Here is a 17335-nt window from a genome sequence, read left to right as displayed (position 1 = left end):
TATATCATGCTTCCTTCTAGCAATCTCACCACTTCTGCATTTCTATAATTTAATATCCAAACTTTCATTGTATTATACTTTGCCCCTGTTTATTATTAATCAAATCCCGACAAGCATAGCCTTTCTTTCAACAAAACGAAAAGCAAAAAATGCACAAAAAATCATGACAAGCGAGTAAAAAGCAAGTGCCAAGATAAAGGGCAAAATGTCATAAATGCCAGCATTTTCAAGCACCAACATACGCATCGCCTGCACCGCCTGCGCCTGAGGGAGGGCGAAGAAAATATTTTTTATATTGCCTGGGAGAATGTCTAATGGGAAGTAAATTCCAGCGGTTATTTCAAATATGTAGTAGATTAGCCATCCAGAATCAGCTATATCTTCCCGCCAGGAGCCGAGGGCAGCAATTGTTAATCCAATTCCAGAAAATGTTAGAAATGTAAGGAAAATTATTAAAAGTATAAGGAATGGATTTCCCTTAAAAACAAAACCCAAGGAAAGCCCAACAGAAATTAAAATTATTGAATTGAAAATGGATCTAAGCACTGGTAGCAAGGACTTACCATATGGTATTGCCATCCTGTTTATAGGAGAAGAAAGTAAATATTGAATTGTTCTGCGGTGCTTCTCTTCAACAAATATTCTCGTAAATTCACCGCTTAAATAATTCCTTGCAAAACTCCAGACAATCATACCAGAGATAAGAAAGCCAATGTAATTTTCTTTTGTTATCATTCCATAACCCTCAAATCCTCCTTTAAGAATTGCGCTCCATATTATGATAAATAGCACAGTATCTAAAAGTGGAAAAAAAGCATCAAAAACTATATGAAGCTTCCATCTCCAGTATTCCTTAATTTCTTTTTGAAAAACAATAAATATATCTTTAAAAATTCTCATTTTTATCCCTCAACCTCTTTCCAGTCATATAAAGAAAAACATCTTCAAGAGTTGGTTTCTCTGTATGAACAGAAATTACATCTGCTTCATTATTCTTTAAAAAATCAATTATTTCTGCTACATCCTCATATTTTTTCAGTATAATTCTTAATTCTGATTTGTTCTCATAATAGGAGCATTTCTCAAATTTTTCTTTTATCTTTTCCATTAATTGAGATGTAAGATTTGAAACACCTATTTCACATATCTTTTCCTTTTTCAGCTTATTTTTTAAATTTGATGGAGTGTCTATTGCTATAATTTTTCCTTCATCAATTATGGCAATTCTTCTGCATAAGCGATCCGCTTCTTCCATGTAGTGTGTTGTAAGCAGGATTGTAATTCCTTTTTCTTCATTTATTTTAATTAGATAATCTCTTATCTTCAATGCCAGTATTGGATCCAACCCTATGGTGGGCTCGTCAAGTATTAGTAAATCTGGCTCATTTAATAATGCTCTGGCAAGATTTAATCTCATTGCTTCTCCAGTTGAATATTTATCTGCTGTCATATCTATTTTATCGTGCAATTCAAAAAGTTCAATAAGTTCTTCTATTTTTTCTTTTAAATTTTTTACCCTATAAATTTTTCCATAAAATTTTAAATGATCTCTTCCTGTTAAATTCCAGTAAAATCCTGCTCTTGAAAAAACAACATTAATTCTATCTATTATTTTTGTTCTTTCTTTCGGAATTTCATATCCAAAAATATTTATTTTTCCTTTATCTGGAGCCATTAGCCCGAAAATAATCTTTATTAAAGTTGTTTTCCCGGAGCCATTTGGCCCAAGCAGACCAAATATTTCTCCTTCTTCAACAGAAAAACAGATGTCTTCCAGAGCAATTTTATAATTATCTCCCTGTTTGTATGTTTTAGAAACATCATTGACTTCCAATGCAATCATATTATAGAGTTTAGGTTATTTATGTTTTTAATCTTTTTGTTTGATGAATTGATTGAGAAGAGCATGTTGTGCTTTAATTTTAGCTGGACTTTGGAAGTAATATAAATATTTTATCCAAAAAAATCGACCAGCCAAAAAATTTATTAAGATAAGACAATTTACTATTAAATCCAGCTTAAGAGAAAAAAGTCGGGGTTGCAAAAATTTCCAGAAAAACAAGGATTGAAACTTCTTTCTATCTTTTAATTTCTCAAAATAGTTCTCAATTTGTTGCAAAAATTTCCAGAAAAACAAGGATTGAAACTTTCCTGCAAATATTCGATGTACCTGTCTGCTTTTACAGTTGCAAAAATTTCCAGAAAAACAAGGATTGAAACTCTACTTGATAAAAATGCTCTTACTTGCCCGTCCAATGTTCTGTTGCAAAAATTTCCAGAAAAACAAGGATTGAAACTCTCCCTTCGAACAATCTAATATCATCTGTATTTTTCAGGGTTGCAAAAATTTCCAGAAAAACAAGGATTGAAACATGCGGGCAAAAATTTAAGTGCCCGGACCGGGATTCGAACCCGGGTCTGGAGGTCCGCAGCCTCCAAGGATATCCTGACTACCCTATCCGGGCTATTTTATCGCATCGAGCAATGCAATTTTTTCAAAAATTAAATCTTTATGGAATTTTTCATCTATAGCGCTCAGTTCTTTTTCACTTATACCAATTTTTTTTAATTTTTCTTTCCTGAATTCAATAACCTTTTGGTCTATTTTAAGGCCGAAACTAGAAATGAAATCTGTCAATTTTTCTCTTTCAATTTCTCCGTAAAAAAAGAAAGCATACCTGCCTTCCTTTTTTGCACCAATTAACGAGATTGCTTCATTTATCTGCCTTTTTCCAGCAGCATATAAAAGCATCTCCATTTCAATTTTTTTACATATATTTTTTCCTTTTTCAAAAGCCCTTTTTGCATGTTCATATGCAACAATTAAATGCTCTTCTCCAAGCACTAAGTCAGCATCAAAAACCTGCCCAATTATAGAATTTCTTTCGCAAAATTCCTTCAACTCCCTAAAAGCATCTTCCACCCTCATTTTTCCTTTTGCTCCTATGATTATCATTCTACCTGCTCCTTTATCAGTTTAGCAACTCCCTCACCTATGCCTGGCAATTCTTTAAGCATGGATATGCTTGCTCTCTTAAGCATTTCGACATTTTTTAAGCCATGCCTATATAAAATTCTTGCTCTAACACGCCCTATTCCTCTCAACTTGACTAAATTAAGTAATTCATCCTTACATCCATATTTAACTCTCATTTCAAGTTTCTTTAGTATGGTAACCGCTTCAAAATTGAATAATCTCGCAATCTCTGACATTGAATAAAGAAGCCATTCTGCGGTCTCAGCTTTCGCATGTATATCACCAGAGCCAACTTGATACTTTGAAATTATTTCATCTTCCTTCTTTTCATTTATCCAGTCCTCGAGCATGCATGCAGTTTTAACCTCTGAAAGGAAGAAATCATACTCGGCATCATACGGCGAGGGCACAGGAAGGAGAAACTTTTCTTCATTTATTTTTTCCTCAAGCCAATCATCTTTTCTATTAACTGATAAGCATTTCATATCAGGTGTTGAACATATTACATGTAAATATGAGAAATTGTTACCCATTTTATCCTCAAGAGCAAACTTCATTTTTAAAGCAGTTAAAGGGTCGATATAAAGGCTCGATGTTTTTTCTCCAAAAGGTGTTGCGAGCCATTTTTCACCCTCACTCCTTATAAATCCATTTCTTTCCAGAAAATCAAGGCATTCAAATATTTTATTTTCTGGAAGCATCCCAAGCTGATGAACATAAAAAGTTTTTTTGAAAAAATCCAATATTTCTTTCCATGAAATTGCAAAACCAGTTGCTATTAATGCGAGAATATGCATCCTTAACAATGGCTCGGAAGATAGTTTTGAATAAATTGGCTCAACATCAGACATTATGTATTCATCCCACAGTCTCTCCTTTTCCATCTTATTTCTAGCAATTATTATCGCTTCTCCAATCTCATCATATCCGGGCCTGCCAGCTCTGCCCATCATCTGCTTCACTTCCATAACCGGCAGTGGCCTCATCCCTCCTTCTAACTCTGAATATCTCCATAAATTTTTTATTATAACCCTTCTCGCTGGCATATTTATACCCATTGCCATTGTAGGAGTAGCAACAACACACTTTATTTTTCCTTTCCTGAAATTGTCCTCAATAATTTTTCTCTGAATCGAAGTAAGGCCAGCATGATGAAATGCAACACCTTTCTCAATACATGAAGCAAGTTTTTTTGATATGCTCGTTATCTCTTCGCCATGTAAAATCTCGCTTGCTATCTCCTCCGCCTCGCAAAATCCTCCAACAATTTCTTTCAATTTCTCAGCAAGCATTTGCGATGCTTGGCGTGTATTTACAAAAATCAGAATTTGTCCTCTGCGAAGTGTATCCTCAACTATCCCTTCAAGTTTTGGATTCTCTATTTCCTTAACGCTCCCGTCATCAAAATATATTTTCCTGCCAAAGAGCACGCCCTGCTTCAGCGGCACGGGACGCCATTCAGATTGAATCAGTTCCGCATCAAGCCATTCAGCAATTTCATAAACATTTTTTATTGTTGCTGATAGGGCAACTATCTGGGGACATAACATATGCATAAATCTTGCGGCGATCACTTCAAGCGTCGGGCCGCGGGCCACATCATTTATCAAATGAATTTCATCCAAAACAACATTTTTTACTTCATATACCCATTCTGATTTGTGCCTCAGCAAAGAGTCTGCTTTTTCGCTCGTACATACAATTATATCGTATTTACCGAGTTTTTCGCCCCTATCATATAAATCTCCTGTTGAAATACCAACCTTTATTCCAATTTTTTCAAATTTTTTTAAATCTTCGTATTTTTCTCTTGCAAGAGCCCTCAGAGGAACGATATAGATGCCCTTATTTCCATTTAAAGCAGTTTGAACCACTGAAAGATATGCAACAAGACTTTTTCCAGAAGCAGTAGGTGCAGAAACCACAACATTTTTTCCTTTTAAAACATAAGGTATTGCTTCTTCCTGCGGGGGGTAAAGTTCATTTATCCCCTGCTCCTTCAAAATTTCTTTAACTTCTTTTGCAACCTGCAGTTCATCTACTTTCATCTTACCATAGTTTTCCTCTGTAATATAGCGAGGAAGGACAGCCAATGCATTTTCCTTTTATATAAAAATCACAATTTGAACAATCGCAATTACTACATCCATTATTTTTTTCTGGGATTTTTATTGGAAAAACCAGATTTGGATAAGAAGATAATACAACCTCAAAATCATCCATGTCAAAGTGCTTCTTTGCTATTGCTTCAAGGCTCGAAAAATCCTCACTTACAATATAGAGAATATTTTTTTCCACTGTTTCAATGACTGAAAGAATGTATGGGCAATCTTTTATAAATTCATTTTTCTCATTTTTGTTTATTTCTATCTTCGCTACATGAAGTCCTACTTTTTTTATGTCTATTCCAAACATAGAGGCAAGAATTCCGTTTTCACGCATTCTTTTAATTCTTGCACTCACTGAGGGTTGAGATAACTCTACTTCTTTTGCAATCTCATTCTGAGAAATGTTTGGGTTTTTTTGAAGCAGGGAAATTATCTTCCTGTCTATATTATCTATTGTTGCATTCACAAACCTATAACAATTTCCTATTTAAAATATTTATGAAATAAAAAGACCCGCCTATAAACAAAAATTATATATTTAGCAATATTTTAAGCACATGAAAATTTTGCTGGTATTCCCTAAAATAGAACATGGAGTTACAACCTATAGAGATAGAAAAAGTCCTTTTGCAAAGCTTTTTGGAAATCCTTCATTAAGTTTAGCACAGGTTGCGGCTTGCTCGGACGGGCATGAAATAAGGATAGTAGATGAGAATTTTGAAGAAATAGATTTTGATGAAAAATGGGATATTGTTGGAATAAACTCGCTTACGATGACCGCTCCAAGAGCTTACAGCATTGCGGATGAGTTCAGAAAAAAGGGCATAAAGGTTGTTCTTGGAGGGTATCATCCAACTGCGATGCCAGAAGAGGCGAAGGAGCATGCGGATGCGGTTGTAATTGGTGAGGCAGAAGAAGTATGGAATGATTTGCTAAATGATGCTGAGCAGGAAAATTTAAAACCATTTTATTATGGCCCGCATGTTGATGCATCCAAAATACCAGTTCCAAGAAGAGATTTGATGAAAAACAAGCCACTCACTGAGGGAATACAAACAACAAGAGGATGCCCGAATGCTTGCGATTTTTGTGCAACATCCGTCTTTTTGGGAAGAAAACTAAGAAGCAGGCCAATTGAAGCAGTAGTTAAAGAAATGAAGGAAATAAAAAATAAAGTCCTTATTTTCAGAGATCCTTCTCTTACAATAAATCCAAGTTACAGCATTGAACTTTTCAAGGCAATAAAACCATTAAAGAAGAAATGGATTGCCAACGGAAATATAAATCTGCTTGGAAAAGATGAAAAATTTTTGAAGGCAGCTAAAGAAGCTGGTTGCATAGCATGGTTCGTTGGATTTGAATCAATAAATCCAGAAAGTTTAAAGGAAGCGCATAAGGTTTCAAATAAAGCGGAAGAATATGATAAAGCCATTAAAAAAGTTAGGAAATATGGAATGGGGGTTATAGGTGGATTTATATTTGGTTTTGATGCGGACACACCAGAAATATTCGATACAACTCTTGAAGCAGTTCTTCAATGGGAAATAGATGCTGCTGAATTCAATATTCTCACCCCATATCCAGGCACACCCCTATATGAAAGACTCGAAAAAGAAGGGAGAATTTTCACAAAAGACTGGAGAAAATACACGCAGGCGCATATTGTTTATAAGCCAAAAAATATGACACCTGAAGAGCTGCTCGAAGGAATTAAACATGTGATAAGAGGATTTTATTCAATGAAAGAAACTATAAAAAGAGTTTATAAATCAATAAAAATGACAAAGTTTGCTCCTTATTCTCTTGCCCTTCCTACAATAAATATTGCAATGCGCCGTTATTACTGGCAGGAATTCATAAAAGGAAATGACGAGGAAAAATTACCACCTTATTAGAAATTTAGACATAATATTCTGCCTATTTCTTCTTCCTTAATATTTTTTGCATTATCTCTTGCAATTACCTTCATACTGTGCAAACCCGTTGAAGGATCCCATAGGATTTGATAGGGCCATTCAACGGGGAATGGCTCATTTTCATCTAACTTTATTCTTATTTCCTGCAAACCAGAATGATTATCGTATGCATAAATATCAATTTTTATCTTTCCTATTATTATGGCATCGTATAAAAACCCGAATAACTGAATTGGTGGTATTATATCTTTTCCGAATAAGTTTATATAGAGATATCCTCTGCCCGGCTTTTTTATTATTAGTTGAGGAGGTTGTTTATCTATTGTGAAATTTTTTGAATATGCAAATCCTGTATTACCTGCATCATCTGTAGCGGAGATTTTTATCATGTAATTTCCATCCTCCCACTCGCTTGCATTTGTTAATGTATATCTGAAAGTGTTATTATAGCCCCTTATTATATCAAACCATGTAAAATTAAAACACGAAATGTTTATGCTACCATCTAAATCATCGTCTATAGTATCGTATGCCTCCCATCTTATTTCAATTATTATATTTCCGTATTCGTCCTTTCCATATGCTTCTTCCTTTGGAGATGTCACTGAAATAAATGGAGGTGTATTATCCAAAACAAAATTTTCTGAAAATGCAAATCCTGTATTACCTGCATCATCTGTAGCAGAGATTTTTAAAATACCATTTTTTGAATCATTAAAAAGAGAAGTTTCCCACAAATATGCCCCGCTGTTTGAAATTCCTTCCTCAACTTCTGTCCATGTTGTGCCATTGTCGGAAGAATAATATATTGAAATACTTCCATTTAAATCGGTATCTATATTATCAGTTGCATTCCATATAACCTCATAATAACTTTTTACAAATCCTCCAGATGGACTTGTTATAATTATTGAAGGAGGCATTGAATCTTTTTTTAGTTCTAACTCTGTTATATTTTCATTTCCAGCTGAATCAATCCCTCTTATTGATATGTTTAGATACCCTTCTTCCATTGGGGTAAAGAAGCCCTTGTATTCCTGCCAGCCCCCACTATTTATATTATATTCTATACTTCCTTCCGCCATGCCGCTTGTGCCATCGGTAGCGCTTATTGATATTGAAACATTTTTATACCATCCATTCTCGCCATTTGGAGAGGAAGGGTCTAATATATAGGATATTTCAGGTGGAGAAGTATCAACTTTAACAGTAAATTCTTCTTTAATAAAATTTTCATTTCCATCAAAAACATAAATTTCTATGAGATGGACCCCTTCACCAGCTGTTATATTAAATGAGGAATTTGTTGTATTTTGCCATAATCCATTTAAGCTATAGTTTATAAGTGATATTTCTTCGTTGTCATATGCATTCACATCTATAGTTACATTGCTCCTATACCATCCATTTCTTCCATATTCACCATTGATTGTGTGAAATATGGAAGGAAGTATATAATCCCAGGGCTTCGCTGCTGGATTAAAATCTTTACTATCTCCACCAGGGATAATATAGGGAGATTCAATCAAATCGCTCCAGTAGTTTTCATTCCACGAATTGTTGCCATTATCAAAAGCATTCTGAGAGTTATTTATTAAATTATTCCTGCTTACATTATTAAAGAAACTGAAATTGAGATAAATACCAAAGTTATTGTTTGAAATAATGCATCTGTAAATTGTGTTGTTTGTTGAATTTGAGATATATATTCCTTCTCCATCAATAATATTGCAATCATTTATTCTGTTGAAAGATGAGAATACTTCAATCCCTTTTAATGAAATATTTTTAATTTCCACTTCCCCGTAAATTATTATTTTTCCATTAATAAATGTCTTTTCCCTGTTTTCTCCATAAATTTTTAGTTTTTTATTAACTGTAAAATTCTCTGAATAATTACCTCCATAAATGAAGACAATTCCATCTTCTGCAACTTTATTTACTGCATTCTGCACAATATTAAAGCATGTTGAATTCCATCCTTCTGTGCTCTCGTCAAAATCATCGTCCACATAAACAATGCTTGGTAAATCGCTTGCTCTGTTATAAGTAACTAATACTGAGCAAATGATTGCAATCGCTACCATAAATACAAACTTTTTCATGAATATGTAAAGAAAACCTAAACATAAATTTTATTATTTAACTTTCAAAAGAAAAAAGAAAAACTTAAATATTTGTTAGCATTTTGCTATCAATATAATCAGAATAAATATAAATCTATATATATTAAAAAAAATGTGTGATATAAATGAAGAATAAAAAAATCCTCAAAGAAGAAGAAAAAGAAGAAAGAAAGAAGGCAATGCTTTTGCTCAGCAAATATAAGATTAATGAATTCATATCAAAAAATAAAAAGATTATAGAAGATTTAAGGAGTATCCAGCAAAGCGAGGAAATTTTGAAGGCGAAGGAAAGTTTAAGTATGATTAAGAGAGGAGAGGATATAGAGAAGTTTATTGGTTCTAAGAAAGAGATTGTGCAGATTCTTCCTCCAAGAGAGGATTATATAGAAGTGGTTGAAGTTCATCCAGTTAAAAAACCATATTCGTATATAAGAATATTATATGACAACAAAAATCATGAATATATATATGAAGTAATCGAACCCTCTCTTTCAATGGAAGAAAAAAGAATTCTGGATTTTATAAAAGAGACATTAATTAAGACAATGGATATAGAACTCACTGAATTCAAAGAAGATGAGGCAAAAGAATATCTTAGAAAAAATGTTGATAGAGTTATAAGGGATTATTCAATTAAAATAGATGATATAACAAAAGATAAAATAATGTATTATGTTATAAGAGATTTTCTTGGATATGGGAAGATAGATGTTTTAATGACAGACCCCATGATTGAAGATATATCATGCGATGCATCTGGTGTTCCAATTTTCATATATCATAGAAATTATGAATCACTTAAAACAAGTATATATTTTCAGACAGATGATGAGCTCGATTCTTTTGTCATCCAACTCGCCCAGAAATGCGGAAGACATATTTCTATCTCGCGCCCTTTGCTTGATGCAACAATGCCCGATGGTTCAAGATTGCAGGCATGCCTTGCAAGAGAGGTTTCTTCAATGGGTTCAAATTTCACAATAAGAAGATTCAGAGAAGAACCATTCACCCCCACCCATCTCGTAGAATTCAACACAATTTCACCAGAACTTGCCGCATATTTCTGGCTTGCGATAGAGCATGGGGCATCTGCCATAATTGCGGGGGGTACTGCTTCTGGAAAAACAACAACATTGAATGCTCTCGGTCTTTTTATACCTCCTCAGATGAAAATAGTTTCAATAGAAGATACAAGGGAGATAAATTTGCCCCATCCAAACTGGATTGCATCCGTAACAAGAGAAACAACAACTGAAGCTGAGGAAACAAGAATTGGAATGTTTGAGTTGTTAAAGGCGGCGCTCCGCCAGCGCCCCGAATATATTCTTGTGGGAGAGATAAGAGGACAGGAAGCGGTCGTTCTTTTCCAGGCGATGGCTACAGGGCATACTGTTTATTCTACAATGCATGCGGATTCTATATTTTCTGTTGTGCACAGGCTTGAAGGAGAGCCAATAAGCATACCCCGTATACAGTTGCAGGCATTGGATATAGTAGCAATTCAGGGTTTAATGAGGATAGGAAAGAAGAGGGTTAGAAGAATTAGAGAAGTTGTTGAAGTTGTGGGTATTGATCCAACTACTGATGATCTGCTTACAAATGATGTTTTCAGATGGAATCCAAGAAAGGATAGTTTTGATTATTATGGAAAGGGGCATGTGATGGATAGGATAGCGGAGCAGAGGAACTGGAGTGATAGAGAGCTAAATGAGGAATTTAATAGAAGAGTTGAAGTTATAAAATGGATGACTGAAAAAGGAATAAAGCATTATGTCGATTTTGGAGCCATAATATCTGCATACTATAAAAGTCCTGATAAGGTTATGGAGAGGGTAAGGGAAAATGCTAACCAAATATCAGAATTTAGCTTATAAGGTATTTGGAAAAAAGGCATCAAAATCCCCCCAGATTGAATATATAAAGAGAGCACTTGAAAAAGGATTTATTGAGATAAGAGCAGAAGCATATATAGCTCTTGCATGGATGAACGCAATGGTTGCTTCTATTGCTGGATTGATTTTTGTATTCCTTTACATTACTCTTCTCTCCCCAGCTTTTAATCTACCAAATAAACTTCTTTCAATAGTAATTCCTTCGCCAATTCTTCTCGCAGCACTCGCCTACTTCATAACTTTAGTAATTCCTGAAAATAGGGCAAACAAAAGAAAAAAGGATATAGATGCTAAGCTCCCTTACGCGTTGAATTTCATAGCGGCGATGGCAACCGCAGGCATCACGCCCGCAGAGATATTTAGAAACTTAGCGGAGCAACCAATATATGGAGAAATACACAGGGAGGCGGCATGGATTTACAGGGATATTTATATGTTTAACATAGATATAATAACAGCGTTAAGAAATGCTGCAAATAGAACACCATCAATAAAATTTCAGGAATTTTTGCAGGGAGCAATAACAACAATCACTTCTGGAGGAAATTTAAAAAAATATTTTCTAGCAAAGGCGGAAGAATATATGAGAGAGAATAGAAGAGTTCAGAAAGATTTCTTAAATACGCTTGGTATTCTTGCAGAAAGTTATGTAACAGTGGTGGTTGCTGCTCCCCTTTTTCTTATAATAATATTTTCAGTCATGATTTCATTTAGCGGTGGGAGACCTACATCTCCTATAATCCTATACCTGATTGCTTTTGTAATGCTTCCTATCTCGCATCTTGGTTTTGCACTTGCAATAAGTTCCATGACACCGGAGGTATAAAATGATAGAAAGAAAAATAACCATTTTTGCTTTAGTTGCTTCTTCTTTAATAATATCCGCTTCAGTAACTGCCAGATTTTTTGAATATTATGCTCTTTCAAACATACTTTTTGCTGTTGCAATAATATTATTTTTATTCTTTTCATATGTTCAGAGGAAAATAAAGGAAGATATGCTACCATTTATACCTGAAGAATATAAGGAAAGAGAATGGAAATATTATTTCACATCTTTATTTTCATTCATAATTCTTCTTTTTGCAACAATTTTAAACATATTCATTGTATTTTCCGCACTAAATATTTCAAGAATTTTAATAAATATATTGCTTGGGGCGGTATTGCTTCTAATGCTTTATACTGTTCTCTCAATTCCATATGTCGAAAGAACTTCAGCATATATTCTTTTCTTTATATTCGCAATAGTTTTTTCATTTATTGTTATTGCTTCACAGACCGATTTATATCATCTACCAGCAAATGTTCCTCGCATAATTATTAGCATGGCTGACCCTCTCTTTCTTTTAAACATTGCAATGATTTCTTGGATGATGTCGCTTATGATAGGAGGAGAAATGCCTTCTCCCGTTGATTCGATAGTTGGTATCTATGAAAGAGGCAAAACAGTAAGAGAAGAAGTGATTTTAAGGAGAAGAATATTATATTTTGGAATAATATCCCTGATAGTTGCATTTATTCTTATAAATATAATAGCTATTATACCGAGACCAAAAATTTTTCTTGAAGAAATAAAATGGGCATATGTGCTTATCGGATTGAGTATCTTTCTCCTTTTTTTCCTGGTTTTATACATACTCTTTATATTGCCTGAAAAAACAGGTGTTCTAAAAGAAAAATATGATTTAGAGACGGTTAAAAGAATAGTAATTCTGTCTCTTTCAGCGGTTTTTGCTGCAATTTTTGTTGCAATTGCTGTCTTACTACAAATAGGAAAAATAACATCAATTGGAACATTAACTCTTTCATCTGAAAATGCGATAGATTTTGCAATATACGCAATCCTTGTTTCCATTGGTCCATTTGGATTCTATGAATATTTCCACTACAAAAAAATAAATGCAATGGAAGAAAGATTTCCCGAATTTTTAAGAGATTTAGCCGAGTCAAGAAAGGCGGGCATGACAGAGGCAAGGGCTGTGGAGATGGCGGCGAGGGGAGATTATGGGCTTCTCACACCAGAAATTAAAAAAATGGCGATTCAGATTTCATGGGGTGTGCCTTTTACAGAGGCTTTAAGGAGATTTGGAGAAAGAATAAAGACGCCACTGATACAGAGGACAACAACAATGGTTATAAAAGCATCTCAGGCGGGAGGAAAAATTGCGGATGTCATAGAAGCCGCCGCAACAAATGCAAGGGAAATAAAAATTTTGCAGAATGAGAGGAAAACAGAAATGAATCTATATCTTATGATAATTTACATTTCATTTTTTGTATTCCTTGCAGTAATAATAGCTTTATCCAGATTTTTCCTCCCAAAACTTGTTTCGCAGGATATAAGTTTGCCAGGTTTTACAAGTTCATCGATTACAATGAAGCAGTATGAATTTATTTATATATGCACTGCAATTGCTCAAGCAATAGGAAGCGGGGTTGTTGCTGGCTCACTGACTGAAGGGAAAGCTCTTGCTGGCTTGAGACATGCAACAATAATGGTTTTGATTACCTATCTCATTTTCAAATTAATTTAGAAAATTTTATTAGTATTTTTGAGTTATACATAAGTTATGAAAAAGAACTACAAGGAAATAATAAAAGAGCTTGAGATGGAGAAGGGAGTGGAAGGAGTTTTTATAGTTTCAAGAGATGGGTTGCCAATATACACAAATATGGAAAATGTTCATAGCGAAGTATTTTCTGCGATGGTTGCAACAATATTAAGCTCTGCTGAAATAGCAATTGATGGAATAAAGGGAGGAATACCAAAATTTGTTGTTGTTGAAGGAAGAAATAGAAAAATAGTGATAGAGGGGGCGGGGGCGGACTATTTAATTGCAGTTGTGTCATCTCCTGATGCAGAATTTTTGGATTTAATACAAAAGGTTGGTAAAGAGCTGGGAAAAAATGATTGATACTGGAATTACAAAACTTGATAGATATTTAAATGGCATTCCTTACGGTAAATCCGTTTTATTTTATATTGAGCCAGTAGTGGAGGAAAGCAATATAGGAATCCATATACTCCGCCACAATCTTGAGAAGGGATTTTATGGAGTATATGTTGTTTCTGAATCATCACCCAAAAATGTTGAAAAATTTTTTAATGAATTTAATTGGAGCAGAGAAAACTATGAGAAGCTTATTCTTGTTGATGCATATTCTTCCTTAATAGGAGCTCCATCTGAGGAGAAATATAAAATTCATGAGCCACATGATATTGAAAATTATGAAGGTGTTTTAATTGAAATTATAGAAAAAATAGATAGAGGAGTTATTATTTTTGATTCTCTTTCAAATATAATGGATTTATGTGGAGAGAAAAAAACCTTGGATGGAATAGAGGAATTGAATAGAGAAATTAAGAATAAGGAGATTGTATCATTCTATAATTTCATTGCATGGCCATATAAAGAAGCGATAATTTATAGATTAAAGAGAATTTTCAATGCAATAATAGAAATAAATCTTGTTGAGGACATAGTTACAAGACAGAAGATGTGTATAAGAAAAGCTGACTGGAATGAATGCATGAATAAAGAAATCTATTTTAAAATATTTAAGCCAGAAGGAATAAGGATATATATACCAAAAGTTTCTGTTATAGGGCCTCACCAATCTGGAAAAACAAGTTTTATAAAATCGGTTTCAAAAGAATTTACACCTGTAGAAAGGAGAGGGGCTACTGTTGGAATTGAACATGGCTCGGTTGATTATAAGGGCTATAGAATTGATATTTTTGGATTACCAGGTCTTGAAAGATTTTTACCGATAGCGGATAAAATGCTCGGCTCTTCAAGCCTGATATTTATTGTTATTGATTCCACAAAAGAAGAAGATATTCTTTATGCAAAGGAGATGATATCAAAATTTAATATTCCATGTATTATTGTGGCAAACAAGCAAGATATACAGGGAGCAATGAAGGAAGAAGAAATAAGAAGAAAGTTGGAAAAAGATGTTCCTGTCGTAGAAATCTCTGCAAAGGATGGAAAAAATGTTTATGAAGCAATTGATAAAATGCTAGAAATTTTAGAGGGTGTTTCAAATGCTTGCTAGCACAGGCATTGACAGGCTTGATGAACTTCTGAAAGGTGGAATACCATTAAAAACAAATGTTCTTGTATATGCACCTCCTTTCATAGGAAAGGAAATAATACTTAAGAGATTTGCCCTATCAGGACTTAAAAATAATGAAGGAGTTATTTTTGTTTTAACGGATAATTCATTTTCGGAAGTAAGAGAGGAAATGATTAGATTGGATCCTTCTTATAAAGAATATGAAAATAAGGGAATGGTGAGATATATAGATGTATATTCTAAAAGCGTTGAACTGGAAGAGAAGGATGAAAGAGTAATATTTATAGATAGTCCTGTTAATAGAGAAAAAATTGCGTCCTCTATAATTCAAATTCACAGAGAAAATTCAGGTTTATCAAGAATGGTTTTCGATTCTCTCTCAACATTGGTTGTTTATTCAGACGCAAAAGCGGTTTTCAGATTTTTACAGGTATTGAGTGGAATATGCAGTAGAATAGGTCTCACCTCACTATTTTCAATGACAAGAGGGATGCATGATGAAATTGAAGTACAAACAATGAAGCATGTGATGGATGGGGTGATAGAGCTGAGAGAAGAAGGAGCTAAAATGCAGTTAAGAGTGCAGGGATGCGGGGAAGTAATTTCCCGTCATTGGATAGATTACACCCTTGAAGAAGATGAGATAAGAATAACTGGAGCTTTCAGAATGGGAAGAGTTGCCTAAACTTCTCTCAGTATATCTTCAATCAATTTTCTAAAATCCGATGGTAAAATTGTTCTCTCTATAACCTTTTTTGCGCCCGCCTCCTCAAGTTTTTTTGCCCAGGCGGTGGCGAACCAGGCGGTGTAGCCATAGATGTTTGCTTCAGGGTCAAATTCAAGGATTTTTTTGGTTGTTTCCACCCCATCCATTTTACCTTTTCCCCATTGAGTAAGATTTAAGTCCATTAAAACGAGGTGAGGTTTCTTTCCCTGCGATGTTAATTTTTTGTATTTTTCAACTCCTTCCTCGCCAGTTGTCGCCCCATATACAATTACTGGGATGCTTATTCTCTCAAGATTTCTTTTTATTAAATCAATCATTGTCTCTTCATCATCTATTGCAAGAACTATTTTTTTGTCCATGATGATAATAAAGAGGTTTTTAAATATTTTTAACTTCCGATGATGCAACAAGATATATGCCAAGCAAAATGATTACTCCTCCTACCATGCTAAATATTCCAGGAACTTCTCTGAATAAAATTGTTGCTAATATTGATGAACCAATTGGCTCACCAAGAAATGAAACAGAAATGACAGCTGCTTTAACATATTTTATGCAAAAAGTGAAGAGAAAATGACCTAATAATGTTGGAAAAATAGCCATAAGAAGAAAAATTGTGAATTCCTTAGATGAAACTTCCAAATTCATTTTAAAGAGAAGACATAATAAAAGAAGAAAAATTGATGAAGTCCCATATACAATAAAGTTATATTCAAAAATGCCAGCTTTTTGCCTGATTTTTCTTCCGCCGATTATATAGGTACCAGCAAAAATTCCTCCTAAAAAAGCAAGTAAATCACCCTTAAGTGTTTTTGGGAGATAAAAATAATCAGATGAAAAAAGAATTATAATGCCGGAAAATGCTAAAATTATGCCAAAGATACTTTTTCTATGAAGTTTTTCTTTAAAAAGTAAAAATGAAACTATTGATACAAAAAATGGATGGGATGTTACAAGTATCACTGAACTTGCAATTGAAGTATATGAAAGAGATGTAATCCATGTTATGAAATGAAGGGCAAGAATTATGCCCACCAGCATAGATAATAAAATTTCTTTTCTCTCGATTTTAATTTTCTTTATAAACAGAAAAGGGAAAATTAGTAAAGATGATAAAGCCATTCTATAAAATGCAATAAGAACGGGAGGAGAAGCACTCATTCTTGTAAGAATTGAGGAAAAAGATATCGAAATAATTGATATAACAAGCAGTATTTTTATTCCCTTATCTTTCACAATGTTATTGATGATAAACTAATTAATTTTTTGACATCTGTAAAGTAAACACAGATCAGTAACATTTCTTAAACCAATTTCCCATTCTTTATAGGAGGGAATGGGAAATGTCACATGTTACTCCAGAAATGAGGAGAATAATGGTTATGGCAAAGAAGGCAGGAAAGAAAACAAAAGAAATTGCTGAATTTCTTGGAATAAGCAGAAAAACTGTATGGAAGTGGAATAAAAGAGCACATCATCCAGGAAAGGAAAGTTTTAGAGATAAAT

At 33.9% G+C, this 17335-nt stretch carries 16 protein-coding genes, 1 tRNA gene and 1 CRISPR repeat array; of the genes, 8 read left to right on the top strand and 9 right to left on the bottom strand.

Annotated features, from left to right (window positions below):
- Window positions 1-99: 99 nt before the first annotated feature.
- The 6 genes from H5T45_02775 to H5T45_02750 form a co-directional block, all read right to left on the bottom strand.
- Window positions 100-900, bottom strand: a complete 801-nt coding sequence (locus tag H5T45_02775) for an ABC transporter permease (GenBank protein ID MBC7128637.1) — start codon at window positions 898-900, stop codon at window positions 100-102.
- Window positions 887-1843: an ABC transporter ATP-binding protein gene (locus H5T45_02770; GenBank protein MBC7128636.1), complete on the bottom strand. Its 957-nt coding sequence runs from the start codon at window positions 1841-1843 to the stop codon at window positions 887-889. Before H5T45_02770 ends, H5T45_02775 begins: the two co-directional genes overlap by 14 nt.
- Before the next feature lie 194 nt (window positions 1844-2037).
- Window positions 2038-2373: direct repeats of the CRISPR family, unit length 35 nt; unit sequence GTTGCAAAAATTTCCAGAAAAACAAGGATTGAAAC.
- Window positions 2374-2391: 18 nt separating this feature from the next.
- Window positions 2392-2465 (bottom strand) — tRNA-Arg (locus tag H5T45_02765).
- Window positions 2465-2956, bottom strand: a complete 492-nt coding sequence (locus H5T45_02760) for a hypothetical protein (GenBank protein ID MBC7128635.1) — start codon at window positions 2954-2956, stop codon at window positions 2465-2467. Before H5T45_02760 ends, H5T45_02765 begins: the two co-directional genes overlap by 1 nt.
- A complete protein-coding gene (locus H5T45_02755; protein MBC7128634.1) occupies window positions 2953-5025 on the bottom strand; it encodes a DEAD/DEAH box helicase in 2073 nt (690 codons plus the stop codon). The genes H5T45_02760 and H5T45_02755 overlap by 4 nt, the downstream gene beginning before the upstream one ends.
- Before the next feature lies 1 nt (window position 5026).
- Window positions 5027-5551: a winged helix-turn-helix transcriptional regulator gene (locus H5T45_02750; GenBank protein ID MBC7128633.1), complete on the bottom strand. Its 525-nt coding sequence runs from the start codon at window positions 5549-5551 to the stop codon at window positions 5027-5029.
- 91 nt (window positions 5552-5642) lie between these two features.
- Between H5T45_02750 and H5T45_02745 the strand changes: the two genes are divergently transcribed.
- Window positions 5643-6980 (top strand): B12-binding domain-containing radical SAM protein, encoded by a 1338-nt coding sequence (locus H5T45_02745; GenBank protein MBC7128632.1) that lies wholly within the window; start codon window positions 5643-5645, stop codon window positions 6978-6980.
- Here H5T45_02745 and H5T45_02740 read toward each other — a convergent pair.
- Window positions 6977-9106, bottom strand: coding sequence for a hypothetical protein (locus H5T45_02740; protein ID MBC7128631.1), 2130 nt, complete (start codon window positions 9104-9106; stop codon window positions 6977-6979). The genes H5T45_02745 and H5T45_02740 overlap by 4 nt on opposite strands.
- A 200-nt stretch (window positions 9107-9306) precedes the next feature.
- Here H5T45_02740 and H5T45_02735 point away from each other — a divergent pair, with 200 nt between their 5' ends.
- The 6 genes from H5T45_02735 to H5T45_02710 are packed head-to-tail and all read left to right on the top strand — an operon-like array spanning window position 9307 to window position 15787.
- A complete protein-coding gene (locus H5T45_02735; GenBank protein ID MBC7128630.1) occupies window positions 9307-11001 on the top strand; it encodes a type II/IV secretion system ATPase subunit in 1695 nt (564 codons plus the stop codon).
- Window positions 10970-11845: a type II secretion system F family protein gene (locus H5T45_02730; GenBank protein MBC7128629.1), complete on the top strand. Its 876-nt coding sequence runs from the start codon at window positions 10970-10972 to the stop codon at window positions 11843-11845. Before H5T45_02735 ends, H5T45_02730 begins: the two co-directional genes overlap by 32 nt.
- Before the next feature lies 1 nt (window position 11846).
- Window positions 11847-13556, top strand: coding sequence for a type II secretion system F family protein (locus H5T45_02725; protein MBC7128628.1), 1710 nt, complete (start codon window positions 11847-11849; stop codon window positions 13554-13556).
- A 36-nt stretch (window positions 13557-13592) separates the two neighbouring features.
- A complete protein-coding gene (locus H5T45_02720; protein ID MBC7128627.1) occupies window positions 13593-13937 on the top strand; it encodes a roadblock/LC7 domain-containing protein in 345 nt (114 codons plus the stop codon).
- Window positions 13930-15081, top strand: a complete 1152-nt coding sequence (locus H5T45_02715) for a GTP-binding protein (GenBank protein MBC7128626.1) — start codon at window positions 13930-13932, stop codon at window positions 15079-15081. Before H5T45_02720 ends, H5T45_02715 begins: the two co-directional genes overlap by 8 nt.
- Complete coding sequence (locus H5T45_02710; protein MBC7128625.1) at window positions 15071-15787, top strand: hypothetical protein; 717 nt, start codon at window positions 15071-15073, stop codon at window positions 15785-15787. Before H5T45_02715 ends, H5T45_02710 begins: the two co-directional genes overlap by 11 nt.
- Here the strand turns inward: H5T45_02710 and H5T45_02705 are convergent.
- Together H5T45_02705 and H5T45_02700 are read right to left on the bottom strand one after the other, a co-directional pair.
- The gene (locus tag H5T45_02705; GenBank protein MBC7128624.1) at window positions 15784-16188 is read right to left on the bottom strand and encodes a response regulator; all 405 of its coding nucleotides are present in this window, start codon (window positions 16186-16188) and stop codon (window positions 15784-15786) included. The genes H5T45_02710 and H5T45_02705 overlap by 4 nt on opposite strands.
- 19 nt (window positions 16189-16207) lie before the next feature.
- On the bottom strand, window positions 16208-17065 hold the full coding sequence (locus H5T45_02700; GenBank protein MBC7128623.1) for a DMT family transporter: 858 nt from the start codon (window positions 17063-17065) through the stop codon (window positions 16208-16210).
- Between the two features lie 107 nt (window positions 17066-17172).
- Here H5T45_02700 and H5T45_02695 point away from each other — a divergent pair.
- Window positions 17173-17335: sigma-70 region 4 domain-containing protein (locus H5T45_02695; protein MBC7128622.1), on the top strand; the 163-nt coding region annotated here is incomplete at its 3' end.

It is taken from the genome of Thermoplasmatales archaeon, from assembly GCA_014361245.1.
Classification (GTDB): Archaea; Thermoplasmatota; E2; order UBA202; family JdFR-43; genus JACIWB01.
Note: the sequence above shows the minus strand (reverse complement) of the source record. Positions and strands in the feature narration are given on the sequence as shown.

Coding starts and splice junctions, on each gene's coding strand:
- H5T45_02735 (MBC7128630.1), top strand. CDS start 9,307: ATGCTTTTGCTCAGCAAATATAAGATTAATGAATTCATATCAAAAAAT.
- H5T45_02760 (MBC7128635.1), bottom strand. CDS start 2,956: ATGATAATCATAGGAGCAAAAGGAAAAATGAGGGTGGAAGATGCTTTT.
- H5T45_02775 (MBC7128637.1), bottom strand. CDS start 900: ATGAGAATTTTTAAAGATATATTTATTGTTTTTCAAAAAGAAATTAAG.
- H5T45_02755 (MBC7128634.1), bottom strand. CDS start 5,025: ATGAAAGTAGATGAACTGCAGGTTGCAAAAGAAGTTAAAGAAATTTTG.
- H5T45_02745 (MBC7128632.1), top strand. CDS start 5,643: ATGAAAATTTTGCTGGTATTCCCTAAAATAGAACATGGAGTTACAACC.
- H5T45_02730 (MBC7128629.1), top strand. CDS start 10,970: ATGCTAACCAAATATCAGAATTTAGCTTATAAGGTATTTGGAAAAAAG.
- H5T45_02770 (MBC7128636.1), bottom strand. CDS start 1,843: ATGATTGCATTGGAAGTCAATGATGTTTCTAAAACATACAAACAGGGA.
- H5T45_02725 (MBC7128628.1), top strand. CDS start 11,847: ATGATAGAAAGAAAAATAACCATTTTTGCTTTAGTTGCTTCTTCTTTA.
- H5T45_02705 (MBC7128624.1), bottom strand. CDS start 16,188: ATGGACAAAAAAATAGTTCTTGCAATAGATGATGAAGAGACAATGATT.
- H5T45_02740 (MBC7128631.1), bottom strand. CDS start 9,106: ATGAAAAAGTTTGTATTTATGGTAGCGATTGCAATCATTTGCTCAGTA.
- H5T45_02715 (MBC7128626.1), top strand. CDS start 13,930: ATGATTGATACTGGAATTACAAAACTTGATAGATATTTAAATGGCATT.
- H5T45_02720 (MBC7128627.1), top strand. CDS start 13,593: ATGAAAAAGAACTACAAGGAAATAATAAAAGAGCTTGAGATGGAGAAG.
- H5T45_02710 (MBC7128625.1), top strand. CDS start 15,071: ATGCTTGCTAGCACAGGCATTGACAGGCTTGATGAACTTCTGAAAGGT.